Below are 25,434 nucleotides of genomic sequence, written 5' to 3' on the forward strand. Positions count from 1 at the left end.
GGGCCGGCCGGCCCACCGGTGTGACCCTGCGCTTCCCCTCCGGGCAACGCGGCTTCCTGCACCGCAGCATGTGCTCGGTCTGCCTGACGACCCACCCGGGCAACGGCGTCTCCCTGATGACGGCCCGCAAGGCGGGCACGGCCGGCCGCGAGGGCAACTCGGTCGGCATCTACATGTGCGCCGATCTCGCCTGCTCCCTCTACCTGCGCGGCAAGAAGCAGCTCGACTCCGGGTCCCGCATCGAGGAGAGCCTCACCCTGGAGCAGCAGATCGCCCGCGCGACCGGCCATCTGTCGGCCTTCCTGGACAGGTTGTACGCCTGACGGACCGCGCCGCCTGGCCGCAACGGCCGTGGTCAACGCGTTCCCGGCCGTGTCAGACTGGCCGCTCGGCCTGTGCCTCCTCGCCTTCGTCCCGGGTGAGCTGCGCCGTCTGGACGAGTTCGGTGCGGCTGTGGAACGGGAAGTGCCCAAGGATGCGAGATGTACGTGAGGCGTGGGCCGCGGGCAGGGCCAGGATCGCGAAGTGGCGCCAGGAGCCGGTGATCGTCCAGACGGTCCGCTCCGCGGCAGCCGCGACGATCGCGTACGTGGTGGCGCTGCGGTTCAGCCCCGAGGCCGCCCCTCTCACCGCTCCCCTGACCGCGCTCCTCGTCGTCCAGGTCACGCTCTACGCCACCCTCACGACGGGCATACGCCGCGTCAACTCCGTGGTGGCGGGCGTCCTCGTCGCCATCGTCTTCAGCGCGCTCGTGGGGCTGACCTGGTGGAGTCTGGGGCTGCTCATCCTCGCCTCGCTGGCCGTCGGGCACCTGGTGCGGGTGAGCGAGTTCGTGCCCGAGGTGGCGATCAGCGCCATGCTGGTCCTCGGCGTCACCCGGGTCGGCGACACGGCCTGGGCCCGGATCCTGGAGACGCTGATCGGCGCCCTGGTGGGGTTCGGCTGCAATCTGCTGTTCGCTCCCCCGGTGTGGGTCGGCGCGGCGGGCGAGTCCATCGAGGATCTGGCGCGCCGGATGCGGCAGTTGCTGCTGCGTGTCGGCGAGGAGGCCGCCGGCCGCACTCCGGTGGCGGTCGCGGCGGCGCGGCTCCACGAGGCGCGGGAGCTCGACCACGACATCGTCGAGGTGGACGCGGCCCTCAAGCAGGCCGAGGACAGCCTGCGGCTCAATCCGCGTGTACGGGAGGGCCTGCTGCACCGGGTCGTGCTGCGCACCGGCCTCGACACGCTGGAGATCTGCACGGTGGTGCTGCGGGTCCTCGCGCGCACCCTCACGGACCTCGCCAAGGAGCGGGCACCCGAGCCGTTGTTCGAGGCGGAGATCGGGGCGACCCTGGAGCAGTTGCTGGCGGAGGTCGGTGACGCCGTGGTCAGCTTCGCCGTCCTGGTCACCACGGATGTCAGTCGCAGCGCCGAGTCGGCGGAGTCCCGGCTCGCCTCCGAGCTCGTCGCCGCGACCGCCACCCGCGACAAGCTGGGCCAGCTCCTCCTGGAGGAGGTCCAGCGGGACGCCCGGCAGTGGCAGTTGCACGGGGCCGTCCTCACCGAGGTCACCCGGATACTCGACGAACTCGACATGGAGCACCGATCGCGCCGGCTCCTGGAGGAACTGGACCGCTGCACGCAGGAACAGCGCGAGCGCATGCCCCGCCTGGACCGCCTCCGCCGACGGCTGCGCTCCGCACGGCGGAACCGTACCGCCCCCTCACGTCGTACTACGTGACGTGCCGATCGCCGCACGACCTCCCGACAATGGACGCGTACGGCGACCACAGAACGACATGTCCACATGACGACAAAGGGAGTTACGGATGGCCGACGGCACCGTGCGGATCGACGGGAACTCACTGCGGCTGGCGGGCGGTGTGCAGGTCCGGTTCATCCGCACCCTGCGCCTGCCCGAGACGGGTACGCATCCCCTGCCCCCGGGGCTCGGCGAGTTCCCGCTGCGGCGCGTGGAGGACTACCCGGAGACCGTGCCCGCCGAGTGGCTGGCGCGCGGCGGGGTGATGCTGCCGGTGTATCTGCGCGAGGCGATGTGGCTGAGCTTCGCCGGTACGTCGGAACCGGCCGCTCTCCAGGTGGGCGTCGGGAAGGTGTGCGCGGTCTCCGGCAAGCCGTGGAGTCCCCGGCCGGCGCGGAAGCCGCAGAACTACGTGGTCCTGCCCCGGCAGCCGTGGCTCGACGGTATCAACTCCGGGAAGGGCACGGTCCGTCAGTTCGTGGCGGTGCCGCTGGGTCTCGGTGCCACGGTCGAGGGCCAGGTCACCGGCGAGGAGGTGTGGGGCGGCGTACAGCTGCAGTCGTTCCCGCTGAACGACACCGCGCTGCACGCCTGGCGTGAGGAGCAGCGCCGGCTGGCGGAGGCGGCGGAGCAGCGCCGCAGGAGCGCCGAGGCGGCCGGCTACGGCGCGGCGATGCCCATGGCGCCCGGTTCCGCACCCCAGTGGGGCGCTCCCGCTCCGGCTCCGGCTGCGGCGGGCAGTGCGCCGCGCGCCGCGGCGGCGATGGGTCTCGGCGTCGGCGGTTCGATGCGCCAGGAGGTCTACAAGGACGACCGTCCGCTGTCGGACTGGGCCACCACAGCGGCCGGCCGTGTCTTCGTCCACCTCGTGACGCCGCCCGAGTGGCGCCGCATCACGGGCGAGGCGCCCCCGCCGTCGCCCGTCGACCGCGCGGCCTACACCCGGGCCGGACTGCCCTGGTTCGACTACTACGACCAGGACGCCGCGGACCTCGATCCCACGGACGCGCTCGGCGACGTGAAGCCGGTCGGCGACTGGCTCGGCGACGACCACACGCCGTGGCAACCGCCGTCGCCCCAGCAGGTCAAGCCGCTGGGAGACGCGCCGGGCAAGCCCGTCGTGGACGGCGAGTGGTGAACCGGACTCCGGCCCGCGGCCGGAGTGTTCACCTCATCCGTCGCCCTCCGTGCGCTGCCGCTGGAGCGCACGCGGGCAGCTCGCGCTGCTCGCCTGTGTGAGCAGGATGTGCATGCGCTCGGTGAGCTGTCCGACGTTGTCGGCGGGCCGGTGGAAGGGCAGCCGTACGTCGCCGTGGCCGCGCGCACGCTCGATGCGCAGCGTCAGTCCGTGCCGGTCGACGGCGAGCGGCTGTACGCGCACGGCGCCGTGCAGGCTGTCCGGTTCGACGAGGCGGGTCAGCCGCTCGACCGCGTCCGGGTGGGCGTCGGCGAGGTGCGTCAGCAGCTGCGCCTCCGCGAGGGCCAGCGGGTCGGGTTCGGCGATGGCGAACTCGTCGAGGTCGACGACTACCGCCCCGCCGGGCTCGCGGAGCACGACGCGCGTGGTGTGGAACGCCAAGTGCCCTTCCTCGGGCGCGAACCAGCCGGCCATCCAGAGCCTGGCGCGGATGCGGTGCCGTACGGGGACGGGCGCCACGTCGGCGAACTCGAGAACGGCGGACGGCTCTCCGCGCGGCGCGCAGATCGTGGACGCCGCGAGCGTACTGTCGTCCGGCAGATGCAGCAGCACCCGGCCGTCCTCGGCGACGGTGTGCACGCCGATGAACTCCTCCCGACCGCCCTCCGCGGTCACCGCGCAGGACCATGCCGCGGCGAGCACCGAGCGGGCACGCTGTGCCGTGGCCGGCGCGGCCGTCCAGCTGTGACGGTCACCCATCCCAAACCTCCCTTAGGTAAGCCTTGCCTAACCTATCGAAGATCGGGGTGTACGCCAACCACGTGGCACCGGTCGTCACACCTTGGTGACGGGGAATTCACGGAGTGATGGCACCCAACAGCGCCCGTGCGCACAGGTCGCGCACCTGATCCCGGGACAGACCGGGCTCCTTGAGCCACTCCAGACAGGCCGCCGCCATGAAGGCCAGCCAGCCCCGCACGGCGATCCGCAGCGTCGGCAGGTCCTCCTCCGTCCAGGCGGTCTCCGGGTCCGCCGCGAGCGCCTCCAGGATCTGCCGCTGCTGCGCGGCGAGCGTCTCGCGGTACACCCTGCGCACGGCCTGGTCCCCCGCAGCCTCGGCGCGGTGGAAGGCGCGGAAGCCGTGCGCGTGCGCCTGGACGTACTCCAGGAAGGTGTCGAGTCCCGCGTCGATCTGCTCACGCACCGGCACACCGGGCACGGCGGCGGTGACCCGCAGCATCCGCTTGCTCTCGCGCTCCACCACGGCCGCGAAGAAGTCCCGCTTGGTCGGGAAGTAGTGGTACAGCAACCCGCGTGAGACGCCCGCGAGTTCGGCGACCTGCTCGATCCACACGTCCTCGTACGGGCTCTCGGAGAACAGCCGCGCGCCGACCGAGAGCAACTGCTCACGGCGCTCCTCGGTGCTGAGCCGACGGCGTGTGCGCTCCCCCTCGTTGGCGACCATGTCCGCACCTTACTTGACGTCGGTTCAACAGCGGGATCACACTGACAGTCGCTGTTGAATCCGCGTACAACAAGCCCAACCGGCGGTTGGCACAAGGGAGATGGCGTGATGGTGGGGACGACGAGGAGCACGCTGCCGAAGGGGTTCCGCAGTGCCGAGCTGGGCTGGCCCGAGCTGCGCCGCATCCCGCGTCCGCCGCACCGCGTGCCGTTGGTCGGCGACGTCGTCGGCGTCAACCTCCGCACCCCGTTGCAGGATTCGCTGCGCGTCGGACGGCAGCTAGGGCCGATCTTCCGGCGCAAGGGGTTCGGCAAGGAGATCGTCTTCGTGTGGGGCGCGAAGCTCTCGGGCGAGATGGCGGACGAGTCGCGGTTCGCCAAGCACGTGGGGCTGGGGGTCGCCAACCTCCGGCCGGTCGCCGGGGACGGCCTGTTCACCGCGTACAACCACGAGCCCAACTGGCAGTTGGCGCACGACGTGCTGGCGCCCGGCTTCAGCCGCGACGCGATGGAGAGCTACCACGCGATGATGCTGGAGGTGGCGGGCCGGCTGACGGACCGCTGGGACGGCGATCAGGCGGCGGGCCGGGCCGTCGACGTGCCCGGCGACATGACCAAGCTGACGCTGGAGACGATCGCCCGCACCGGCTTCGGCCACGACTTCGGTTCGTTCGAGCGCCCCCGGCCGCACCCCTTCGTCACGGCCATGGTCGGCGCCCTGATGTACGCGCAGCGGCTCAACGTCGTGCCCGTGCCGCTGGCCCCGGTGCTGATGCGCTCCGCCACCCGCCGCAACGACGCCGACGTGGCGTACCTCAACCGCACGGTCGACGACGTGGTCGAGGCCCGCATCAACGGGCCCGCCGGAGAAGGCGACCTGCTGGACCGGATGCTGGACACGGCCCATCCGGAGACGGGCGAGCGCCTCACTCCCGAGAACATCCGCCGCCAGGTCATCACCTTCCTGATCGCGGGCCACGAGACGACGTCCGGCGCGCTCTCCTTCGCCCTGCACTACCTCGCGCGGCACCCCGACATAGCCGCCCGCGCCCGCGCGGAGGTCGACCGCGTCTGGGGCGACACACCCCGGCCCGCCTACGAGCAGGTCGCCAGGCTCCGGTACGTACGCCGTGTGCTCGACGAGTCGCTGCGCCTGTGGCCGACGGCGCCGGCGTACGCCCGCGAGGCCAAGGAGGACACGGTCCTCGGCGGTGTCCATCCGATGCGCCGGGGCGCGTGGGCCCTGGTCCTGATCCCCCTGCTGCACCGCGACCCCGAGGTGTGGGGCGCGGACGCGGAGGGGTTCGATCCCGACCGCTTCGAGCCGAGTGCCGTACGGGCCCGGCCCGCGCACACCTTCAAGCCGTTCGGCACCGGTGCGCGGGCGTGCATCGGAAGGCAGTTCGCGCTGCACGAGGCGACGCTGGTGCTGGGGCTGCTGCTGCGCCGCTACGAGCTGCGGCCGGATCCGGCGTACCGGCTGCGGGTCGCCGAGCGGCTCACGCTGATGCCGGAGGGGCTGACCCTGCGCCTCGACCGCCGCTCCCCCGCGGCTCCCGCGCGTCCGGAGACCCCGGCGGTGTCCGAGCCGTCCTCGGCCTCACGGTGTCCAGTGACCGGGGCGGGTGACTGACGCCGGGAGCCTGGTGCCGGAGCTGCCCTTCGCCGCGTTGACCTGCGGCTGGGTGAGGAAGAGCGCGCCAGTCAGGTCGGCGTCCGTGAGATCGGTGTCGCGCAGGTCGGCGCCGATCAGGTCCGCGCTCCGCAGATCGGCGCCCGTCAGATCGGCGGCGATGAGGTAGGCGCCGCGGAGGTTGGCGCCCCTCAGATCGGCGCCCTTGAGCCGGGCGCCCATGAGGTCGGCGCCCCGGCGCTCCTTCTTCCTGCCCCGGCCGAGGCCGGCACGCGCCAGCTCACTGGCGCGCAGCAGCAGGACGTTGACGTCCTGGCGGACCGACGACACGTCCAGCCCGGCGAGCTCTTCCGGGGCCTCACGGGTGAGCGCCTCGGCCCTGTCGAGCTCGCGGCGCAGTTCGGAGTGGATCGGACCGGCGGCGGGCAGTTCCAACGCCTCGGTGAGGTACCGGAGAAGCTCGTGGAGCTGACGTACGACCGGGAACACGTCGAACATGAGGCGGGCCCGCTCCCCGGAGCCCGAGCGCCAGTCCACGCCGCCGAAAGTGACCTGCGCGACCTTCTGGCCCGCGCCGAAGCAGTCGTAGACCGTGCAGCCGTTGAAGCCGCGCTGCCGCAGCTCCGTGTGGATGCCGCAGCGGTTGTCCGTCCGGAGGTTCCGGCAAGGGCTTCCGGCGGCCTTGTCGATCGCGAAGTCCGCCGAGGCCGTGAAGGGCAACGCCACACAGCACAGCCCGAAGCACTGGGCGCAGTCCGCCTTCAGCTCGGTGGGGACGGGTGCTGCGGTGCCGGTTTCGTCTTGCATGTCCCCCACCCTACGCAGCGCGCGCTCGTGTCGATCACCGGAGTCCGGAAGGCCGTTCGCCCCCCGGCCGTCCAACTCCCTCCCGGCCGTCCAACTCCCTTACGGGCAACGAACTCACCGATGAGTTCTCGGCGCCGGAGGCGTCTCTAATACAGCTGAAAACAAACTCCGCTATCACGGAGGAAAGAGCCCCTTCACAGACCCCGGAGAGACGTCATGTGCACCCACTGGCCCACGTGCCCCACCGCCGACAGCCCCGACCACCACGCCGCGGTCATCGTGTCCGCCCACCCGGAACAGGGCTGGAACCTGCTGTGCAACGGCACCATCGTCTTCGACGACACCGGCGAACTCCTGCCGGACGGACGCATCGTGGGCCCGCTGCGCACGATGCGCGAGCCGGTGGCCGCCTGAGGGCGTCTTCGCGAGTCGGTCGTCCTCGCTCAGCGGCTGAAGAGTTCGAAGGCGACCGCGGGCTTCCCGCCGAAGCGTTCGCCGGTGGACTCCGCGTAGCCGGTGAGGAAGGAACGTACGTACGTCTCGGGGTCCTCGTTCGTCAACACCTCGATGTAGGTGCGGTGTTCGAGCAGGGAGTGCACCGCGCGCTCCATGCCCGGGGTCGCGTCCACGGCGTGTGTGGGGGCGTTGGAGCCCGCCACGGCGACCCAGCGCACTCCGTTCCAGGGCTCCAGGCCCAGCTCCGGGAAGATCCAGCGGTTGCCGGCGTCCCCGGCCGCGTCCAGGGTGGCCCGGCCCACGGCGACATGGTCGGGCGTGTTCCAGGCGACCCCGCCCCAGGTGTCGCGGTGGTTGAGGGTGATCACCAGCTCGGGGCGGTGCCTGCGGATCGCCGCGGCGATGTCCCGCCTGAGGGCGGTGCCGTATTCGACGACGCCGTCCCTGTGGTCGAGGAACTCCACCTCCGTGACGCCCACGACGGCGGCGCTGGCCCGCTGCTCCTGCTCGCGCAGCGGGCCGCATTTCTCCGGCTCCAGGGTGTCGATCCCCGCCTCGCCCCGCGTTGCCAGGACGTAGGTGATCTCGCGACCGCCGTCCGTCCACGCCGCGATCGCCGCGGAGCAGCCGTACTCCAGATCGTCCGGGTGGGCCACCACCGCCAGGGCCCGCTTCCAGTCCTCGGGCATGGGCTTGAGTTGGTCGTTCGTCGAGACGGTCATGGTCGCAGAATAGGCGTTTCGTCGGCCTTGTCATCCGAATTCCGCGGGCCGCGTGCGGCTGGGCGCGCCCCTGTCGTCAGGCCTCGTCGCGTGTGAGCGCCAGCAGGCGGTCCAGGACCCGTGGGCCGCCCGCCCGTACGCCGTCGTGCTCGAACTCGTTCGTCACGTACGTGCGCAGGCCGCGGATCGTGCGGGCCGTGGTCAGGGCGTGGTCGGTGTCGACGTACATGTCGTCGTGGTAGACGGCCGCGGCGACGGGGACCTCGTTGGCGGCGAGGCGGTCGGGGTCGTACAGCGCGGGCCAGTCGGTGCGTTCCGCGAGGAGGTCGGCCGCTTCGCGGAGGGGGCGCAGGGCCGGGTCGCAGTCGAAGGTCCAGGGGTGGACGGACTCGCCGGTGAAGAGGACCGGGCCGTCGCCCGCGAGGGTCTTGGCGGCGTCGAACTGCGGGAAGTCGGCGCGGACCCGCTCGGCGGACCAGGCGGTGGGGCGGTCGCCCTGGGCGTAGCAGGCCTCGTGGACCAGTGCGTACAGCGGGTGCCCGGCGTACGAGAGGAGGGACTGGACGTCCTCCTGGAAGGCGTCGGAGAGGGCCGGGCCCTGGGCGGTACGGACGAAGGCGTTCTCCAGGAGGTAGTGCAGGCGGTGGCTGCCCTCGCCGCCGCCGAGGAGGATGCCGAGGGACTGGAAGGCCTCGACGGTGAGGCGGTAGCCGCCGTTCAGGACGGGCTCGTGCCGCAGGAGGTGCTCGGCGATGCGCCGGGCACGCTCGACGTCCTGGGGGTAACGCGCGTAATGGGCGGCGACCTTGCGCTCGATGCGCGGGTAGGCGGCCCGGTAGACGTCGTCGGCGTGGCCGTCGAGGGTGGGCAGGCCGCCGGTGATCAGGGCGGTGCTGAGACCCTCGGGCGCGGTGGAGAGGTAGTGGACCGTGCAGAAGCCGCCGAAGCTCTGGCCGAGGACGGCCCAGGGGGCGCCGCCGGTGACTGCGGGGCGGATCGCCTCGCAGTCGCGAACGATGGAGTCGGCGCGGAACAGCGCGAGATGGTCGGCCTGTTCGCGGGGGCCGCCGCGCAGCGGGAGGGTCTGCCGGTTGGCGGGCGTGGAGCTGCCGGTGCCGCGCTGGTCGAGCAGCAGGACGCGGTAGTCCTCCAGGGCGCGGCCGAGCCAGGCCTGCTTGCCGACGAAACGATTCGCCCCGAAACCGGGGCCACCCTGGAGATACACCAGCCAGGGCAGGTCCTGGTCCGCCTTGTCGCTGCCGACCACTTCACGGGCGTACAGCTCGATCGTCTCCCCGGAGGGGTTGTCGTGATCGAGGGGCACGGTGAAGCGGCGGTCGCTGAGGACGACACCGGGCTGACGGTAACTGGCACTCAAAGGGGGCTCCCGAGACGGACGGATTCCTGACCGCGAACCAGTTCAGCACAAGTTCTCCGGCGAGCCGAGCCCGGGGATCAAGAAAATCGTACTGACCGGCCGATCAGGCCGGGAACCGCCTACGTACTGAACGACCGCTCAGCGCGGCGGGAGGCTGGAGCGCCGCACCACCAGCTCCGGCTGGAGCACCACGCGCTGGTGCTCGTGCGGAGTGGGTGCCGTCTCGGCCTCGGTCTCCTCCAGGAGGAGCGAGGCCGCGAGCGCGCCCATCGTCACGGCGGGCTGCCGTACGGAGGTCAGCGGGACGGCCGCCGCCGCCGCGAACTCGATGTCGTCGTAGCCGACGATCGCGAGGTCGTCCGGGACGCTCACCCCGGCCGCGAACATGGCCTGCAGTACGCCGAGCGCGAGCAGGTCGTTGGCGCAGAACACCGCGGTCGGGCGGTCGCCGAGGCCGAGGAGGCGGGCGCCCGCGTCGCGGCCCGCGGCCACGTCGAGCCGCTCGGTGGGCAGCTCGCGCAGGTGTTCCGGGCCGAGCCCCGCCTCGGCCAGCGCGTTCAGGGAGCCGGTGCGGCGGTCCCGGACCTGGTTCAGTCCGGGCGGCCCGCTCACGTACGCGATGGAGCGGTGGCCCGCGTCGATCAGGTGCCGTACGGCCAGGGCGCCGCCCGCGACGTCGTCGACCGACACCGAGCACTCGGTGGTGCCCTCGGCGACGCGGTCGACGAGCACGAAGGGGATGCCGTGGCGGCGGAACGCCTCTATGTTGCGCCCGGTCGCGTCGGCGGGGGTCAGCAGGACGCCCCGGACGCGCTGCTCGGCGAAGAGGGAGAGGTAGTCGGCCTCCTCGCCGGCGCTCTGCGCGCTGTTGCAGACCATCACGCCGAGCCCGGCCTCGCGGGCGGCCCGCTCGGCGCCGCGTGCCACGTCCACGAAGAAGGGGTTGCCCATGTCGAGGACGAGCAGGCCCATGATCCGGCTGCGTCCGGCGCGCAGCTGGCGGGCCGACTCGCTGCGGACGTAGCCGAGCCGGTCGATGGCGGAGAGCACGCGGGCGCGGGTCTCGGAGGCGACCGTGTCCGGGCGGTTGATGACGTTCGAGACCGTGCCGACGGAGACTCCGGCGACTCGTGCGACGTCCTTGATACCCACCGACTGGGCCATCAGGCGGTTACCTCCGGGGAACGGGGAGTGGTGGGCACGCAGTCACATTACCCGCGTGCCCACGTGGAACGGACTCCGTCATGCGGGCAGCTTGAAGTCCACGACATGGAGCGCCGAGGGTGTCGTACCGGTGGACTTCACCTGGTAGAGGACCGACAGCACGCCGTCCTGGGCGATCCGGGTCTCGTCGACCACGACCTCACCGAAGGCGTTGAGGCCGCTGCCGTCGAACAGTGTCGTCCAGTCGGTGTGCCCGGAGGCGGCCGACGCGGCGGCGATCCGTCCGAAGGGCAGGATCGCGTACGCGTTGTCGTACTTGTCCAGGACCAGTTTGGTGCGCTGGCTGGAGTTCAGAGGGACCGGGATCTCGGTCTTGCGCCAGGTGCCGGTGGACGTCTTGCGGACGTGGAAGGCACGGCCGTTGGCCGTCCGGTCGGCGACGTAGTTGGTGGTGCACTGGCCGAAGCGGCCCGGTACGTAGCTGATGATCGCGTGCGGACGGCCCGCCGAGTCGGTGAACTGGCTCTCCTGGTTCATCAGGGAGTGGTCCGGGTTGATCGCGTCGATCACCAGCCCGCTGTCGGTGACGGCGACCTTGTCGGAGCCGCCGGTGGTGCCGACCACCGTGCCCGCGTTGTTGCGCCACGTGCGGCCCCGGTCGTCCGAGTAGACGTAGCCGGTGTCGTGGTTGGTGATGCCGCCGCCGTTGCACATCACGGCGCCGTTCTGCTCGCGCCAGGTGAAGAAGGAGTGCAGCCGGCCGTTCCTGTCGTAGTCGATGCCGTGCAGGTACATGTTCCGGACGGTGCTGGTCCCGTGCTCGCTGGTGTAGGTGCCGGTGGAGCTGGTCCACTCGCCGAGGCCGGTCCAGGACGTTCCGTCGTACTCGGCGAGGGCGTTGCGGCCGTTGCCGGAGACCGCGACCCGGTAGCTCAGCTGGAGCTTTCCGTCGGGCGTGGAGATGAACTGCGGGTACGTGAACTGCGAGGTGAGCGCGAGCCCGTCGAGGGTGGACTGCGGCGCCCCGAAGCGGCTCGCGGTCCAGCTCAGCCCGGCGGGGTTGTCCATCAGCCCGGCCACCGACTTCACGTAGGTGAAGCCGTCGCTGTGGGAGTCCATGTTGAGGTGGAGGCGGCCGTCGACCTTGGAGACGCCCATCGAGATGACGTTGTGGGAGTCGTTGTACCGCAGGGTGTGGCCGACCTTGACGGTGGACCAGGTGCTCCCGCCGAGGACACGGCGGCCGACGACGGCGTTGCGGTCGGCGGTGTACCAGACGGCGTACTGGTAGCCCTTGTAGGTCAGCAGGCCGTTCTTCTGGAACGAGTTGTTGTTGACGAGGCCGTCGTAGGACACGAAGAAGATGGCCTGGCCGTCGAGCGTGGTGTTGCCGGTCTGGGTGACCGAGGGACCGGGGTCGGCAGCCCGGGCGGTGCCGGCTATGCCGGGGGCCACCACGCTGCTGAGCAGGGCGGTCGCCAGCAGGGTGCGTCTCTTCATGTCGGGGCTCCTTGAACGTGCGGGGACGAGGAGGACGAGCGAGGGGAAGAGCAGGGGGAACGGGGAGAGCGGGAAGAGCGGGGAAGAGCACGGTGCATCAGGCGAGGTGGAACACCTCGGTGAGGGGTTTCATGGCCTCGTCGGGCCTGGCGCCGTCCAGCGATTCGAAGAACGGCGCCATCTCGGCCTGCCAACGGGCGTTGACCTCGGCGGCCTCCATGCCTGCCTGCGCGGCTGCGAAGTCCTCGGTCTCCAAGTAGCCGACCAGCAGGCCGTCCTCGCGAAGGAAGAGCGAGTAGTTGTGCCAGCCGGTGGCCGAGAGCGCTTCGAGCATCTCGGGCCACACGGCGGCATGCTGCTCGCGGTACTCGTCGAGCCGGCCCTCGCGGACCTTGAGCAGGAAACAGACGCGCTGCATGAAGGGCAACTCCCGGGGTGAGGGGGGATCAGAAGTCGAACTGGTCGATGTTCTTCTTGTCGAACACGGTCGGCTTGCCGAGGTCGATCACGCCGTCCTTGCCGATGGTGAAGGTGCCCATGGCACCGGCCTTGAAGGTCTCGCCCTCCTTGCCGGTGATCTGACCGGACGACAGCGCGACGGCGGTACGCGCGGCCAGCTCGCCGAGCTTCGCCGGGTCCCACAGCTCGAAGGCCTCGACGGTGCCGTTCTTCACGTACTTGCGCATGTCGTTCGGGGTGCCGAGGCCGGTGAGCTTGACCTTGCCCTTGTACTTCGAGCCGGACAGGTACTGGGCAGCGGCCTTGATGCCGACGGTGGTCGGGGAGATGATCCCGGCCAGCTTCGGGTTCTCCTGGAGCAGGCCCTGGGTCTGCTGGAAGGACTGCTGGGCGTCGTCGTTGCCGTACGCGACCTTGACCAGCTTCATGTCCTTGTACTTGGGGTCCTTGAGCTCGTCCTTCATGAAGTCGATCCAGGTGTTCTGGTTCGTCGCGGTCTGCGCGGCGGACAGGATCGCGATCTCGCCCTTGTAGCCGATCTGCTCGGCGAGGAGCTGGACCTCGGTACGGCCGAGGGCCTCGGCGCTGGCCTGCGAGACGAAGGCGTTGCGGCAGTCGGCCTTGGTGTCGGAGTCGTACGTGACGACCTTGATGCCGTTCTTCATGGCCTGCTTGAGCGCGGTGCACAGGGCGCCCGGGTCCTGCGCGGAGACGGCCATCGCGTCGACCTGCTGCTGGGTGAGCGTGTTGACGTAGCTCACCTGACCCGAGGTGTCCGTGGCGCTGCTGGTGCCGACCTCCTTGTACTTCGACCCCAGCTCGGTGAGGGCCTTCTCGCCGCCCTTGTCGGCGGAGGTGAAGTACGGGTTGTTGACCGCCTTGGGCAGGAAGCCGACGGTCAGCCCCTTCTTGGTGGCCGCGTTCGGGTCGGCCTTGCCGGCGGTGGCGTTCGAACCGCCCTCGTCCTTGACGTCGTCCTTGGAGGTACCGCCACCGCAGGCGGTCCCTGCCAGGGCGAGGGAGGTGACGGCGGCCAGGGCCGCACAGGCCCGACGGAGCTTGGTGGAAGACATGGTGGCAGAGCCTTTCGACAGGAGTTACGAGGTGGTGGGTGCGGAGGCGGCTCTGCGGCCCGCCCTCGCTACGGAGATCTGCCGTGCGACCCGGGGGCCGAGCACGGAGAGGACGAGCAGAACGCCGGTGACGACGATCTGCGACTGGGCGGAGACGTCCTGGAGGCTCATCACGTTCTGCAACGCGCCGAGCAGGAAGACTCCCGCGATCGCGCCGCCGAGCGTTCCCTTGCCGCCGTCGAAGTCGATACCGCCGAGCAGGACGGCCGCCACGACGGACAGTTCGAGCCCGGTGGCGTTGTCGTAGCGGGCGCTGGCGTAGTGCAGCGCCCAGAAGATGCCGGTCAGCGAGGCCATGAGACCGGTCAGGGTGAACAGGATCAGCTTCTGCCGCTTGACACGGATGCCGGCGAACCGCGCGGCCTCCTCATTGGCGCCGATCGCGAACAGCGAGCGCCCGAACGGTGTGGCGTGCAGCGCGACCACGGCGATCGCGAGCAGCACGAGGAAGGGCAGGAAGGCGTACGGGATGAAGGTGTCGCCGATGCGTCCGGACGCGAAGTCCAGGTACTGGGTGGGGAAGTCGGTCACCGCGTCCGAGCCGAGGACGATCTGCGCGATGCCCCGGTAGGCGGCGAGGGTACCGATGGTGACGGCGAGGGACGGCAGTCCGAGCCGCGTCACCAGCAGACCGTTGATCAGCCCGCACACCACACCGAGGAGCAGGCAGATCGGGATGATCGTCTCGATCGTCATGCCCTCGTTCCACAGGGCACCCATCACCGCGCCGGACAGGCCGGCCGTGGAGGCGACCGACAGGTCGATCTCGCCGGACACCACGAGCAGGGTCATCGGCAGCGCGATCAGCGCGATGGGCAGCGTGTTGCCGATCAGGAACGACAGGTTGAGGGCGTTGCCGAAGCCGTCCACGGTTCCGAAGGACAGCAGCAGGACGACGATGAGGAGGGCGCCGACGACCGTGTCCCAGCGGACGGCGCGCGCGAGAGCGGAGTCAGCCATGGCGGGCGTTCCTCTTCTTCAGGGCGGTCGCCACGCGCAGGGCGACGATCCGGTCGACCGCGATGGCGAGGATGAGCAGGATGCCGTTGATGGCGAGCACCCAGACCGAGCTGACGCCGAGGGCGGGCAGCACGCTGTTGATGGAGGTCAGGAGGAGCGCGCCGAGAGCCGCCCCGTAGACGCTGCCGGAGCCGCCGGTGAAGACGACGCCGCCGACCACGACCGCGCTGACGACGGTCAGTTCGTAGCCGTTGCCGGTGCCGGAGTCGACGTTGCCGAACCGGGCGAGGTACAGCGCGCCCGCGAGTCCGGCGAGGGCTCCGCAGAAGGTGTAGGCGGCCAGGATCCGCTTGCGTACGGGGATGCCGGCGAGGCGTGCGGCCTCCGGGTTGGAGCCGAGCGCGTACAACTCGCGCCCGCTGCCGAAGTGTTTGAGGTAGTACGCCGTCGCGATCAGCACCACCAGCGCGATCATCGCCAGCCACGGCACGGCTGAGAGGCCGCCGGAGCCGAAGTCGATGAACCCGTCGGGCAGGCCCGCCGCAGTGATCTGCCGGGAGCCGACCCAGATGGAGTCGATGCCGCGGATGATGTAGAGCGTGCCGAGGGTGACGACGAGCGCGGGCACCTGGCCGAGACTGACGAGCAGTCCGTTGACCAGTCCGCAGCCGATGCCGAGCAGGACCGCGAGGGCCACGGCGACAACGGAGTTGCCGCCTCCCTGGAGGTAAGTGCCCGCGGCGAAGGCGCTGATGCCGAGCGTGGAGCCGACCGAGAGGTCGACGTTGCGTGTGATGACGACCAGCGACTGGCCGGTGGCGACCAGGACGAGGATGGTCGCGTTGAGCAGGAGGTCCTTGATGCCCTGCTCGGACAGGAAGTCGCTGTTGCCGATCTGGGTGATGACGATCATCACCAGGAAGACGACCAGGATGGCGAGTTCACGCATCTTGAAGACGCGGTCCACCAGCCGGGTGCCGCTGGACTTGGGCACCTCGGCGGCGGGGGCGGGATTGGGAGCGGTGACCGTCACGCGGCTGCCCTCCCGGTGGCTGCGGCCATCACGGTTTCCTCGGTGGCGTCGGAGCGTGGGATCTCGGCGGTGAGCCGGCCTTCGTGCATCACGAGGACCCGGTCGGCCATGCCGAGGATCTCGGGCAGGTCGGAGGAGATCATCAGGACGGCGACCCCGTCGGCGGCCAACTGGCTGAGCAGCCGGTGCACTTCGGCCTTCGTACCGACGTCGATGCCTCGGGTCGGCTCGTCGACGATCAGCACCTTCGGGCCGGTGGCGAGCCACTTGGCGAGGACGACCTTCTGCTGGTTGCCGCCCGACAGGGTGTTGACGGTGTCGGCGATCCGCGCGTACTTGACCTGGAGCTTGACGGCCCAGTCGAGGGAGCGGCTGCGCTCGGCGCGCGGATCCATCAGACCCGCCTTGACGGTCGTACGCAGTCCGGTGAGGCCGATGTTGCGCTCGATGGACATGTCCATCACCAGGCCCTGGGCGCGGCGGTCCTCGGGGACGAGGGCGAGACCCGCGGCCATGGCCGTGGAGGGCGCGCCGTTCGTCAGCTTCTTCCCGTCGAGCTCGACCTCTCCGGCGTCCCAGCGGTCGATGCCGAAGACGGCCCGGGCGACCTCCGTACGCCCGGCGCCGACGAGTCCGGCGAGGCCGACGATCTCGCCGCGGCGGACGTCGAAGGAGACATCGGTGAAGACGCCCTCGCGGGTCAGCCGCCGTACGCTCAGGGCGACTTCGCCCGCGTCGACGTCCTGCTTGGGGTAGAGCTCGTCGAGATCGCGGCCGACCATGCGGCGTACGAGGTCGTCCTCGGTCATGCCGTCGATCGGCTCGCTGGAGATCAGGGCTCCGTCGCGAAGGGTCGTCACCTGCTGGCAGATCCGGAAGATCTCCTCCAGGCGGTGCGAGATGAACAGCACGGCCGAGCCCTGCTCGCGCAGAGTGCGCACGACACCGAACAGACGGGCCACCTCGCTGCCGGTGAGGGCGGCGGTCGGCTCGTCCATGATCAGGACGCGGGCGTCGAAGGAGAGCGCCTTGGCTATCTCGACGATCTGCTGGTCCGCGATCGACAGGCCACGGGCCGGACGGTCGGGGTCGAGCTCGACGCCGAGGCGCTTCATCAGGGCCAGGGTCGACGCGTGCGTGGCCTTGTGGTCGATCCGGCCGAGCGCGCGCCGGGGCTGGCGGCCCATGAAGATGTTCTCGGCGATCGACAGGTCGGGGAAGAGCGTGGGCTCCTGGTAGATCACCGCGATACCCGCGTCCCGGGCGTCGGCGGGGCCGTGGAAGACGGTGGGCTCGCCGTCCAGGAGCACCTGACCGGCGTCCGGTCGGTGCACGCCGGCGAGCGTCTTGATGAGGGTCGACTTGCCCGCGCCGTTCTCTCCGGCGAGTGCGTGCACTTCTCCGGGGAAGAGTTCGAGGGACACGTCCCGCAGGGCGCGTACTGCGCCGAAGGACTTCGAGATGTCCTTCAGTGCCAGCACGGGGGCCGGACCCGCGTCGGACCGGTGGGTCATGAGGGCTCCTCAACGACGCGGGCGATGCGGCCTCACGACGTCGTGAAAGGTTTCAACTAGGTTGCCGGGACGTTAGGCAGGTAGCCCAGGTCACGTCAATGGGTACAGGCCGAAATTTTCGATAGCCAAAGGTCACAACCGAGTCACGGAGAGACGTATTCGTCGGAGGGGTTGACAGCCTTTCGGGCTGCTCATAGCTTCAGCCTTCTGAATCGTTTCAGACTGGACCTCGCGCTGCATGTCGTGCGGAAGCCTCGCTGAAGCCCTTCGGACCCGAAGCCACAACCGAAGTCACAGGAGCCCTGAAGTGACCGAGCTTGCCGCGGTGAAGGCCGCCCTCAAGACCCAGGCAGTAGAGACGCCGTCGTGGGCGTACGGGAACTCGGGAACCCGCTTCAAGGTGTTCGCGCAGCCCGGAGTCCCGCGCGATCCTTTCGAAAAGCTGGACGACGCCGCGAAGGTGCACGAGTTCACCGGTGCCGCGCCGACCGTGGCACTGCACATCCCCTGGGACCGGGTCGAGGACTACGCGGCGCTGGCGAAGCACGCCGAGGAGCGAGGCCTGACGCTCGGCGCGATCAACTCCAACACCTTCCAGGACGACGACTACAAGCTGGGCAGCATCTGCCACCCGGACGCGGCGGTCCGCCGCAAGGCGCTCGACCACCTGCTCGAATGCATCGACATCATGGACGCCACGGGTTCGAAGGACCTGAAGCTGTGGTTCGCGGACGGTACGAACTATCCCGGCCAGGACGACATCCGCGAGCGCCAGGACCGGCTCGCCGAGGGACTCGCCCGGGTGTACGAGCGGCTCGGCGACGACCAGCGGATGCTCCTGGAGTACAAGTTCTTCGAGCCCGCCTTCTATACGACGGACGTGCCGGACTGGGGCACGGCGTACGCCCACTGTCTGAAGCTCGGGCCCAAGGCGCAGGTCGTCGTCGACACCGGGCACCACGCTCCCGGAACCAACATCGAGTTCATCGTCGCGACGTTGCTGCGCGAGGGGAAGCTCGGGGCGTTCGACTTCAACTCGCGGTTCTACGCCGATGACGACCTGATGGTCGGGGCCGCGGATCCCTTCCAGCTGTTCCGGATCATGTACGAGGTGATTCGCGGGGGTGGGTTCAGTCCGGATGTGGCGTTCATGCTCGACCAGTGCCACAACATCGAGGCGAAGATCCCGGCGATCATCCGGTCGGTGATGAACGTGCAGGAGGCCACGGCCAAGGCGCTCCTGGTGGACCGCGAGGCTCTTGTCGTCGCCCAGCGGTCAGGGGACGTGCTGGCTGCGAACGCCGTCGTCATGGACGCGTACAACACGGATGTGCGGCCGTTGGTGGCCGAGGTTCGTGAGGAGCTGGGGTTGGACGCGGACCCGATGGCGGCGTACCGCCGCTCCGGGTGGGCCGAGAAGATCGCTGCGGAGCGGGTTGGTGGGCAGCAGGCGGGGTGGGGAGCGTAGCCGCTGCACTGGGCTTGACCGGCCCACTCCCCGCAGGGCTGCAGGTCGGTGGCTGACTGCGGGTCTTCCTCAGCCGACCGCGCAGTTCCCCGCGCCCCTGAAGGGGCACGACCCTCGCCCCGCGTGAAAGAAGGGCGCCCCGCGTCCCTACGGGACTCAAGCGCACATACACACACTCTTTAAGGACTAGGAACATGGCACCCCATCCCGAAGCCGCTGCTCTGCTCGCTCGGTCCAATCGGCTTGGCGCTGATCCGCGGAACACGAACTACGCGGGCGGGAACACGTCCGCGAAGGGCACCGACACCGATCCTGTGACCGGTGGGGACGTCGAGCTGATGTGGGTCAAGGGGTCGGGAGGCGACCTGGGGACCCTCACCGAATCCGGGCTCGCGGTGTTGCGGATCGACCGGCTGCTGGCGCTGAAGGACGTGTATCCGGGGGTCGGGCGCGAGGACGAGATGGTGGCCGCGTTCGACTACTGCCTGCACGGGAAGGGCGGGGCGGCTCCGTCGATCGACACGGCCATGCACGGGCTGGTGGACGCGGCGCATGTGGATCATCTGCATCCCGACTCCGGGATCGCGCTCGCCTGCGCGGCCGACGGGGAGAAGCTGACCGCCGAATGCTTCGGGGACAGTGTGGTGTGGGTGCCGTGGCGCCGGCCCGGGTTCCAGCTCGGTCTTGACATCGCCGCCGTGAAGGAAGCGAACCCGCAGGCCGTCGGCTGCGTCCTCGGCGGGCACGGAATCACCGCCTGGGGCGACACGGCCGAGGAGTGCGAGCGGAACTCGCTGCACATCATCCGTACCGCCGAGACATTCCTCGCCGAGCGCGGGAAGGACGAGCCCTTCGGTCCGGTCGTCGAGGGATACGCGGCTCTCGGCGGCGTCGAGCGCCGGGAGCGGGCCGCCGCCCTCGCGCCCGTGATCCGGTCGCTGGCCTCGCAGGACCGTCCGCAGGTCGGCCACTTCACCGACTCCGAGGTCGTGCTGGACTTCCTCGCGAGCGCCGAGCACCCGCGGCTCGCCGCGCTGGGCACCTCCTGCCCCGACCACTTCCTCCGTACGAAGGTCAGGCCTCTCGTCCTCGATCTGCCGCCGACCGTCGAACTGGACGAGGCGATCGCCCGGCTGAAGGAGCTCCACGCCGAGTACCGCGAGGAGTACGCCGCCTACTACCAGCGGCATGCTGACGCCGACTCCCCCGCGATGCGCGGCGCCGACCCGGCGATCGTCCTCATCCCCGGGGTCGGCATGTTCAGCTTCGGCAAGGACAAGCAGACCGCGCGCGTGGCCGGCGAGTTCTACGTCAACGCGATCAACGTGATGCGCGGGGCCGAGGCCGTCTCGACGTACGCGCCGATCGAGGAGTCGGAGAAGTTCCGCATCGAGTACTGGGCCCTTGAGGAGGCCAAGCTCCGGCGGATGCCGAAGCCCAAGCCGCTCGCCACGCGCGTTGCGCTGGTGACGGGTGCGGGCAGCGGTATCGGCAAGGCGATCGCCGAGCGGCTGGTCGCCGAGGGCGCGTGTGTCGTGATCGCGGACCTGAACGCGGAGAACGCGGCCGACGTCGCCACCGCGCTCGGCGGGCCCGACAAGGCCGTCGCCGTCACCGTCGACGTGACCTCCGAGGAGCAGATCGCCGAGGCCTTCAAGGCGGCGGTGCTCGCCTTCGGCGGCGTCGACCTCGTCGTGAACAACGCCGGCATCTCCATCTCCAAGCCGCTCCTGGAGACCACGGCGAAGGACTGGGACCTCCAGCACGACATCATGGCCCGCGGCTCCTTCCTCGTCTCACGCGAGGCGGCCCGGGTGATGATCGCGCAGGGGCTCGGCGGTGACGTCATCTACATCGCGTCCAAGAACGCCGTCTTCGCCGGTCCGAACAACATCGCGTACTCGGCCACCAAGGCCGACCAGGCCCATCAAGTACGGCTGCTGGCCGCCGAGTTGGGTGAGCACGGAATCCGGGTCAACGGCATCAACCCCGACGGGGTCGTGCGCGGCTCCGGGATCTTCGCGGGCGGCTGGGGCGCTCAGCGCGCGGCCACGTACGGCATCGAGGAGGAGAAGCTCGGCGAGTTCTACGCCCAGCGGACCATCCTCAAGCGCGAGGTGCTGCCCGAGCACGTCGCGAACGCCGTCTTCGCCCTGACGGGCGGCGACCTCACACACACCACCGGTCTGCACGTCCCGGTCGACGCCGGTGTCGCCGCCGCGTTCCTCCGGTGACGAACGTGACTCAGGAAGCGACAGTGAACCTCAGGAGGCGGCTGTGAAGTCGTACGCCGCGGTCGACCTCGGCGCGTCCAGCGGGCGCGTCATGGTCGGCCGCGTGGGCCCCGACTCGCTGGAGCTGACGGAGGCGCACCGCTTCCCGAACCGGCCGGTGCGGACGCCCGAAGGGCTGCGCTGGGACATCCTCGCGCTGTACGCGGGCGTCCTCGACGGGCTGCGCGCGGCAGGTCAGGTCGACTCGGTCGGCATCGACAGCTGGGCCGTGGACTACGGCCTGCTCGACGCCGACGGGGCGCTCCTCGGCAACCCCGTGCACTACCGCGACACCCGCACCCAGGGTGTCGCGGAGAAGGTGTGGGCCACCGTGCCCGCCGCCGGCCTGTACGCGGCGACCGGGCTCCAGTACGCCCCCTTCAACACGCTGTACCAACTGGTGGCCGCCCGCTCGTCGTCCCAACTGGCGTATGCGAGCCGCCTGTTGCTCGTCCCCGACCTGCTGACGTACTGGCTCACGGGCGAGCTGGGCACCGAGCTCACCAACGCCTCCACGACCCAGCTGATCGACCCGCGCACCCGCGACTGGTCGTACGACGTCGCGGAGCGCCTCGGCATCGACCTGGGGCTGTTCGCGCCGCTGCGGCGGCCCGGGGATCCGGCGGGGCTGCTCCGGCAGAGCGTGCTGGACGAGACCGGGCTGACCGGTCCGGTGCCGGTGACGACGGTCGGCTCGCACGACACCGCCTCCGCGGTGGCCGCGGTTCCGGCGGTGGGTGGCGAGCGCTTTGCGTACATCTGCACCGGCACCTGGTCCCTGGCGGGCCTGGAGCTGGAGGCGCCGGTCCTCACCGAGGCGAGCCGCGCGGCCAACTTCACCAACGAACTGGGCCTGGACGGCACAGTCCGCTATCTCCGGAACATCATGGGGCTCTGGCTGCTCCAGGAGTGCGTACGGGAATGGGGGGACCCCGACCTGGGGGACCTCCTGTCGGCCGCCGCCGAGGTACCGGCGCTGCGGTCCGTCGTGGACGCGGGCGACGCCGCCTTCCTGGCTCCGGGGCGGATGCCGGCCCGGATCGCCGACGCCTGCCGGGAGTCGGGGCAGCCCGTGCCCGAGTCGCCCGCCGAGATCACGCGCTGCATCCTCGACTCGCTCGCCCTGGCCCACCGCCGGGCGATCACCCAGGCCCAGGAACTGGCCGACCACCCGGTCGACGTCGTACACATCGTCGGCGGCGGCACCCGCAACGCCCTCCTCTGCCAGCTGACCGCCGACGCCTGCGGCCTCCCGGTTGTCTCGGGCCCGGCGGAAGCGGCTGCCCTGGGCAACGTCCTCGTACAGGCGCGCACCCACGGCCTGGTCGACGACCGCGCGTCGATGCGCGAACTACTGGCCCGCACCCAGCAGTTGACCCGCTACGCCCCCCGGGGCACCACGTCGGTGTGGGAGGCCGCCGAGGCTCGCCTGGCAGGCCGATGACCTGTATCCCCGCCCCAGCACAGGCGCCCCCTAGGGGCGCGGGGAACTGCGCACCCAGCCACGAACAACCCGCAGCCCCGAACGACACTTCCAGGAATCGCCGGCCGGGAAACGGCACCCCGCGCGGAGGGCAACCTCATTCCCAGCAAAGCCAGCGCCGCGTAATGTGCACTCATCCGATGATCGACCCCAAGGAGCCGCGATGCGTGTCGCTCTGTTCCTGACCTGTGTCAACGACACGCTCTATCCGGACACCGGCCGCGCCGTGGTGAAACTGCTGACCAGGCTGGGCGTGGACGTCGATTTCCCGATGGCGCAGACGTGCTGCGGGCAGGCGCACTACAACACCGGCTACCGCCACCAGGCCGAGCCGATGGCCCGGCATTTCTCCGATGTCTTCGGTGGGTACGAAGCGATCGTGACCCCGTCCGGGTCGTGCGGCGCGATGGTGCGGGAGCTGTATCCGCGGATGGGCGAGCGGGCGCGCGCCGAGGGCCGCGGGGACACTCTCGCGGCCACACTCGCGCCGGTCGTGCCGAAGACGTACGAGCTCACCGAGTTCCTGGTGGACGTGCTCGGAGTGACGGACGTGGGCGCGTACTACCCGCACACCGTCACGTACCACCCCACCTGTCACGGGCTGCGGAGCCTCGGGCTCGGCGACCGGCCGCGCCGACTGCTCCAGTCCGTCAAGGGACTTGAGCTGAAAGAGCTGCCCGGCGCGGACGAATGCTGCGGCTTCGGCGGCACGTTCGCCGTCAAGAACTCCGATGTATCGGCGGCGATGGGTGCCGACAAGGTGCGCAACGCCGAGTCGACGGGCGCCGAGGTGCTGTGCGCCGCCGACAACTCCTGCCTCATGCACATCGGCGGCACCATGACCCGGCTCAGGACGGACATGCGTCCGGTGCACATCGCGGAGATCCTGGCGAGCACGGAGGAGGAACCCCTCTCATGAGCGGAACGTCGGTCGGCACGAACAGCCACAGCGGAGAGGAGCCGAGCGCATGAGCGGTGGGACTTTCGTCGGGATGCCGTCCTTCCCGAAGGCCGCGCACGAGGCCGTCCACAACCAGACCCTGCGCGGCAATCTGCGCCACGCCACCCACACCATCCGCGCCAAGCGCGCGAACGCGGTGGCGGAGGTCTCCGACTGGGCCGAGCTCCGTGAGGCCGGCAAGCAGATCAAGGACCACACGCTCCGTCATCTCGACCGGTATCTGGTGCAGTTGGAGGAATCGGTCACAGCGGCCGGCGGCACCGTGCACTGGGCCGCCGACGCGGACGAGGCCAACCGGATCGTCACGTACCTCGTCAAGGCGACCGGCGAGAGCGAGGTCGTCAAGGTCAAGTCGATGGCCACGCAGGAGATCGGCCTCAACGAGGCTCTCGAGGCCGAGGGCATCAACGCCTACGAGACCGATCTCGCCGAGCTCATCGTGCAGTTGGGCAAGGACCGGCCCTCCCACATCCTCGTGCCGGCCATCCACCGCAACCGCGGCGAGATCCGGGACATCTTCGCCCGCGAGATGAGCGAGTGGGGCCGCCCGGCACCGGAGGGCCTGACCGACACGCCCGCCGAACTGGCCGAGGCCGCGCGCGTGCATCTGCGCGAGAAGTTCCTGCGCGCCAAGGTCGGTGTCTCCGGCGCCAACTTCATGGTCGCCGAGACCGGCACGCTGGTCGTCGTGGAGTCCGAGGGCAACGGCCGGATGTGCCTGACCCTCCCCGAGACACTGATCTCGGTCGTCGGCATCGAGAAGATCGTGCCGACCTGGCAGGACCTGGAGGTCTTCCTCCAGACGCTCCCCCGCTCCTCGACGGCCGAGCGCATGAACCCGTACACCTCCACCTGGACGGGCACGACGGACGAGGACGGTCCCCAGAGCTTCCATCTGGTCCTCATCGACAACGGCCGCACCGACACGCTCGCCGACGAGGTCGGCCGCCAGGCCCTGCGCTGCATCCGCTGCTCGGCGTGTCTCAACGTCTGCCCGGTGTACGAGCGGGCGGGCGGCCACGCGTACGGCTCGGTCTACCCGGGCCCGATCGGCGCGATCCTCAGCCCCCAACTCCGGGGCACCCAGAGCGAGATCGACGCCTCACTGCCGTACGCCTCCTCGCTGTGCGGTGCCTGCTACGACGTCTGCCCGGTGGCCATCGACATCCCGGAGGTGCTGGTGCATCTGCGGGAGCGGATCGTCGAGGGCGGTGTCGTGACACGGGACGGCGCCAAGGTCGTACTCAAGCCCGCGAAGGGGCATGCCGCCGAGCGGGCGGCGATGCGCGCGGCGCGGTGGGCCTTCGGTCACCCGGGGGCGCTGCGCACCGGCCAGCGGTTCGCGTCCAGGACCCGCCGCTTCCATCCGCGGACGCTGCCCGGACCCGGCAAGGCGTGGAGCGAGACGCGGGCGCTGCCGACGGTTCCAGCGGAGCCGTTCCGCGACTGGTGGCAGCGGACGCACGGCGGGAACAAGAGCGGCGGGGGCGCGAAGTGAGCAGCAGGGATCTGATCCTGGCCCGGGTGCGGCGCGCGCTGGCGGACGTGCCACGGGACGACACGCCGTACGACCAGGCCTTCGAACGCGGGTATCTGCGCGAGCACGGGGACCGGAGTGTCGAGCAGACGGTGGATCTGCTGGCGGAGAACCTGGCGGACTACCGGGCGCGGGTGCACCGCTGTGACGCCGACGGGCTGGCGGCGACGATCGCCGGGCTGCTGGCCGAGCGCGGTTCGACGTCGGTCGTCGTACCGACGGGGCTGGACCCGGAGTGGCTCGCGGCCACCGACGTGACGCGGGTTCCGGACCGGCTCGACAGCACCCCGGCCGAACTGGACCGCGTCGACAGCGTCGTCACCGCGTGCGCTGTCGCGATCGCCGAGACCGGCACGATCGTCCTGGACGGCGGCCCGGACCAGGGCCGCCGCCGGATCACCCTCGTCCCGGACCACCACATCTGTGTCGTACGCGTCCCCGTACAGGTCGTGTCCTCCGTGCCCCAGGGACTGGAGCGCCTCGACCCGTCCCGCCCGCTCACCTGGATCTCGGGCCCCTCCGCGACCAGTGACATCGAACTCGACCGGGTCGAGGGGGTGCACGGTCCGCGCACCCTAGAGGTGGTGCTGGTGAGCGGAGAGTGACG

General features: G+C 70.4%; 23 protein-coding genes. 11 read left to right on the forward strand and 12 right to left on the reverse strand.

What is annotated here, in order from left to right:
- The 3 genes from AOK17_RS34555 to AOK17_RS34565 form a co-directional block, all read left to right on the forward strand.
- Positions 1-323 (forward strand): FBP domain-containing protein (locus AOK17_RS34555; RefSeq protein ID WP_169801972.1); only part of this gene is annotated, 323 nt, incomplete at its 5' end.
- Positions 324-475: 152 nt separating this feature from the next.
- The gene (locus tag AOK17_RS34560) at positions 476-1,723 is read left to right on the forward strand and encodes an FUSC family protein (RefSeq protein ID WP_055616537.1); all 1,248 of its coding nucleotides are present in this window, start codon (positions 476-478) and stop codon (positions 1,721-1,723) included.
- Positions 1,724-1,811: 88 nt separating this feature from the next.
- A complete protein-coding gene (locus tag AOK17_RS34565) occupies positions 1,812-2,882 on the forward strand; it encodes a hypothetical protein (RefSeq protein WP_055616538.1) in 1,071 nt (356 codons plus the stop codon).
- 33 nt (positions 2,883-2,915) lie between these two features.
- On the opposite strand, the gene AOK17_RS34570 is transcribed toward AOK17_RS34565, so the two are convergent.
- On the reverse strand, positions 2,916-3,641 hold the full coding sequence (locus tag AOK17_RS34570; RefSeq protein WP_055616539.1) for a DUF2470 domain-containing protein: 726 nt from the start codon (positions 3,639-3,641) through the stop codon (positions 2,916-2,918).
- A gap of 97 nt (positions 3,642-3,738) precedes the next feature.
- On the reverse strand, positions 3,739-4,347 hold the full coding sequence (locus tag AOK17_RS34575) for a TetR/AcrR family transcriptional regulator (RefSeq protein ID WP_055616540.1): 609 nt from the start codon (positions 4,345-4,347) through the stop codon (positions 3,739-3,741).
- Between the two features lie 108 nt (positions 4,348-4,455).
- Here AOK17_RS34575 and AOK17_RS34580 point away from each other — a divergent pair, with 108 nt between their 5' ends.
- On the forward strand, positions 4,456-5,979 hold the full coding sequence (locus tag AOK17_RS34580) for a cytochrome P450 (RefSeq protein WP_055616541.1): 1,524 nt from the start codon (positions 4,456-4,458) through the stop codon (positions 5,977-5,979).
- Here AOK17_RS34580 and AOK17_RS34585 read toward each other — a convergent pair.
- Positions 5,947-6,786, reverse strand: coding sequence for a pentapeptide repeat-containing protein (locus AOK17_RS34585; protein ID WP_055616542.1), 840 nt, complete (start codon positions 6,784-6,786; stop codon positions 5,947-5,949). The two genes, AOK17_RS34580 and AOK17_RS34585, sit on opposite strands and share 33 nt — an antisense overlap.
- Before the next feature lie 216 nt (positions 6,787-7,002).
- Here AOK17_RS34585 and AOK17_RS34590 point away from each other — a divergent pair, with 216 nt between their 5' ends.
- A complete protein-coding gene (locus AOK17_RS34590; protein WP_055616543.1) occupies positions 7,003-7,200 on the forward strand; it encodes a DUF5999 family protein in 198 nt (65 codons plus the stop codon).
- Positions 7,201-7,229: 29 nt separating this feature from the next.
- Here AOK17_RS34590 and AOK17_RS34595 read toward each other — a convergent pair whose 3' ends face one another.
- The 9 genes from AOK17_RS34595 to AOK17_RS34635 form a co-directional block, all read right to left on the reverse strand.
- Positions 7,230-7,964: a PIG-L deacetylase family protein gene (locus tag AOK17_RS34595; RefSeq protein WP_055616544.1), complete on the reverse strand. Its 735-nt coding sequence runs from the start codon at positions 7,962-7,964 to the stop codon at positions 7,230-7,232.
- A gap of 76 nt (positions 7,965-8,040) precedes the next feature.
- Entirely contained in the window at positions 8,041-9,342 is a 1,302-nt protein-coding gene (locus AOK17_RS34600) for an alpha/beta fold hydrolase (RefSeq protein WP_055616545.1), read from the reverse strand.
- Between the two features lie 138 nt (positions 9,343-9,480).
- Positions 9,481-10,506, reverse strand: a complete 1,026-nt coding sequence (locus AOK17_RS34605) for a LacI family DNA-binding transcriptional regulator (protein ID WP_055616546.1) — start codon at positions 10,504-10,506, stop codon at positions 9,481-9,483.
- A gap of 78 nt (positions 10,507-10,584) precedes the next feature.
- The gene (locus tag AOK17_RS34610; protein WP_055616547.1) at positions 10,585-12,006 is read right to left on the reverse strand and encodes a BNR repeat-containing protein; all 1,422 of its coding nucleotides are present in this window, start codon (positions 12,004-12,006) and stop codon (positions 10,585-10,587) included.
- Between the two features lie 97 nt (positions 12,007-12,103).
- On the reverse strand, positions 12,104-12,424 hold the full coding sequence (locus AOK17_RS34615) for an L-rhamnose mutarotase (RefSeq protein ID WP_055616548.1): 321 nt from the start codon (positions 12,422-12,424) through the stop codon (positions 12,104-12,106).
- 28 nt (positions 12,425-12,452) lie between these two features.
- Positions 12,453-13,538, reverse strand: coding sequence for a rhamnose ABC transporter substrate-binding protein (gene rhaS / locus AOK17_RS34620; protein ID WP_055616549.1), 1,086 nt, complete (start codon positions 13,536-13,538; stop codon positions 12,453-12,455).
- 24 nt (positions 13,539-13,562) lie between these two features.
- Positions 13,563-14,558: an ABC transporter permease gene (locus tag AOK17_RS34625; protein WP_055616550.1), complete on the reverse strand. Its 996-nt coding sequence runs from the start codon at positions 14,556-14,558 to the stop codon at positions 13,563-13,565.
- Positions 14,551-15,591, reverse strand: a complete 1,041-nt coding sequence (locus AOK17_RS34630; protein WP_055616551.1) for an ABC transporter permease — start codon at positions 15,589-15,591, stop codon at positions 14,551-14,553. Before AOK17_RS34630 ends, AOK17_RS34625 begins: the two co-directional genes overlap by 8 nt.
- Complete coding sequence (locus AOK17_RS34635) at positions 15,588-17,105, reverse strand: sugar ABC transporter ATP-binding protein (protein ID WP_055616552.1); 1,518 nt, start codon at positions 17,103-17,105, stop codon at positions 15,588-15,590. The genes AOK17_RS34630 and AOK17_RS34635 overlap by 4 nt, the downstream gene beginning before the upstream one ends.
- A 307-nt stretch (positions 17,106-17,412) precedes the next feature.
- Here AOK17_RS34635 and rhaI point away from each other — a divergent pair, with 307 nt between their 5' ends.
- The 6 genes from rhaI (at position 17,413) to AOK17_RS34665 (ending at position 25,432) form a co-directional block, all read left to right on the forward strand.
- Entirely contained in the window at positions 17,413-18,573 is a 1,161-nt protein-coding gene (gene rhaI, locus AOK17_RS34640; protein ID WP_055616553.1) for an L-rhamnose isomerase, read from the forward strand.
- A gap of 194 nt (positions 18,574-18,767) precedes the next feature.
- Positions 18,768-20,807, forward strand: a complete 2,040-nt coding sequence (locus AOK17_RS34645) for a bifunctional rhamnulose-1-phosphate aldolase/short-chain dehydrogenase (RefSeq protein WP_055616554.1) — start codon at positions 18,768-18,770, stop codon at positions 20,805-20,807.
- Positions 20,808-20,850: 43 nt separating this feature from the next.
- Positions 20,851-22,290: a rhamnulokinase gene (locus AOK17_RS34650; protein ID WP_055616555.1), complete on the forward strand. Its 1,440-nt coding sequence runs from the start codon at positions 20,851-20,853 to the stop codon at positions 22,288-22,290.
- A gap of 202 nt (positions 22,291-22,492) precedes the next feature.
- Complete coding sequence (locus tag AOK17_RS34655) at positions 22,493-23,248, forward strand: (Fe-S)-binding protein (RefSeq protein WP_055616556.1); 756 nt, start codon at positions 22,493-22,495, stop codon at positions 23,246-23,248.
- Between the two features lie 73 nt (positions 23,249-23,321).
- Positions 23,322-24,788: a LutB/LldF family L-lactate oxidation iron-sulfur protein gene (locus tag AOK17_RS34660; RefSeq protein WP_055616557.1), complete on the forward strand. Its 1,467-nt coding sequence runs from the start codon at positions 23,322-23,324 to the stop codon at positions 24,786-24,788.
- Positions 24,785-25,432, forward strand: coding sequence for a LutC/YkgG family protein (locus AOK17_RS34665; RefSeq protein WP_055616558.1), 648 nt, complete (start codon positions 24,785-24,787; stop codon positions 25,430-25,432). The genes AOK17_RS34660 and AOK17_RS34665 overlap by 4 nt, the downstream gene beginning before the upstream one ends.
- The last annotated feature ends 2 nt before the right edge of the window (positions 25,433-25,434 follow it).

Source organism: Streptomyces phaeochromogenes, from assembly GCF_001418655.1.
Classification (GTDB): Bacteria; Actinomycetota; Actinomycetes; order Streptomycetales; family Streptomycetaceae; genus Streptomyces; species Streptomyces phaeochromogenes.

What these genes read in the sequence shown, in the direction of transcription:
- AOK17_RS34595 (WP_055616544.1), bottom strand. Translation starts at nt 7,964, where the DNA reads ATGACCGTCTCGACGAACGACCAACTCAAGCCCATGCCCGAGGACTGG.
- AOK17_RS34565 (WP_055616538.1), top strand. Translation starts at nt 1,812, where the DNA reads ATGGCCGACGGCACCGTGCGGATCGACGGGAACTCACTGCGGCTGGCG.
- AOK17_RS34605 (WP_055616546.1), bottom strand. Translation starts at nt 10,506, where the DNA reads ATGGCCCAGTCGGTGGGTATCAAGGACGTCGCACGAGTCGCCGGAGTC.
- AOK17_RS34610 (WP_055616547.1), bottom strand. Translation starts at nt 12,006, where the DNA reads ATGAAGAGACGCACCCTGCTGGCGACCGCCCTGCTCAGCAGCGTGGTG.
- AOK17_RS34660 (WP_055616557.1), top strand. Translation starts at nt 23,322, where the DNA reads ATGCCGTCCTTCCCGAAGGCCGCGCACGAGGCCGTCCACAACCAGACC.
- AOK17_RS34580 (WP_055616541.1), top strand. Translation starts at nt 4,456, where the DNA reads ATGGTGGGGACGACGAGGAGCACGCTGCCGAAGGGGTTCCGCAGTGCC.
- AOK17_RS34655 (WP_055616556.1), top strand. Translation starts at nt 22,493, where the DNA reads ATGCGTGTCGCTCTGTTCCTGACCTGTGTCAACGACACGCTCTATCCG.
- rhaS (WP_055616549.1), bottom strand. Translation starts at nt 13,538, where the DNA reads ATGTCTTCCACCAAGCTCCGTCGGGCCTGTGCGGCCCTGGCCGCCGTC.
- AOK17_RS34635 (WP_055616552.1), bottom strand. Translation starts at nt 17,105, where the DNA reads ATGACCCACCGGTCCGACGCGGGTCCGGCCCCCGTGCTGGCACTGAAG.
- AOK17_RS34615 (WP_055616548.1), bottom strand. Translation starts at nt 12,424, where the DNA reads ATGCAGCGCGTCTGTTTCCTGCTCAAGGTCCGCGAGGGCCGGCTCGAC.
- AOK17_RS34590 (WP_055616543.1), top strand. Translation starts at nt 7,003, where the DNA reads ATGTGCACCCACTGGCCCACGTGCCCCACCGCCGACAGCCCCGACCAC.
- AOK17_RS34560 (WP_055616537.1), top strand. Translation starts at nt 476, where the DNA reads ATGCGAGATGTACGTGAGGCGTGGGCCGCGGGCAGGGCCAGGATCGCG.
- AOK17_RS34645 (WP_055616554.1), top strand. Translation starts at nt 18,768, where the DNA reads ATGGCACCCCATCCCGAAGCCGCTGCTCTGCTCGCTCGGTCCAATCGG.
- AOK17_RS34570 (WP_055616539.1), bottom strand. Translation starts at nt 3,641, where the DNA reads ATGGGTGACCGTCACAGCTGGACGGCCGCGCCGGCCACGGCACAGCGT.
- AOK17_RS34625 (WP_055616550.1), bottom strand. Translation starts at nt 14,558, where the DNA reads ATGGCTGACTCCGCTCTCGCGCGCGCCGTCCGCTGGGACACGGTCGTC.
- AOK17_RS34585 (WP_055616542.1), bottom strand. Translation starts at nt 6,786, where the DNA reads ATGCAAGACGAAACCGGCACCGCAGCACCCGTCCCCACCGAGCTGAAG.
- AOK17_RS34575 (WP_055616540.1), bottom strand. Translation starts at nt 4,347, where the DNA reads ATGGTCGCCAACGAGGGGGAGCGCACACGCCGTCGGCTCAGCACCGAG.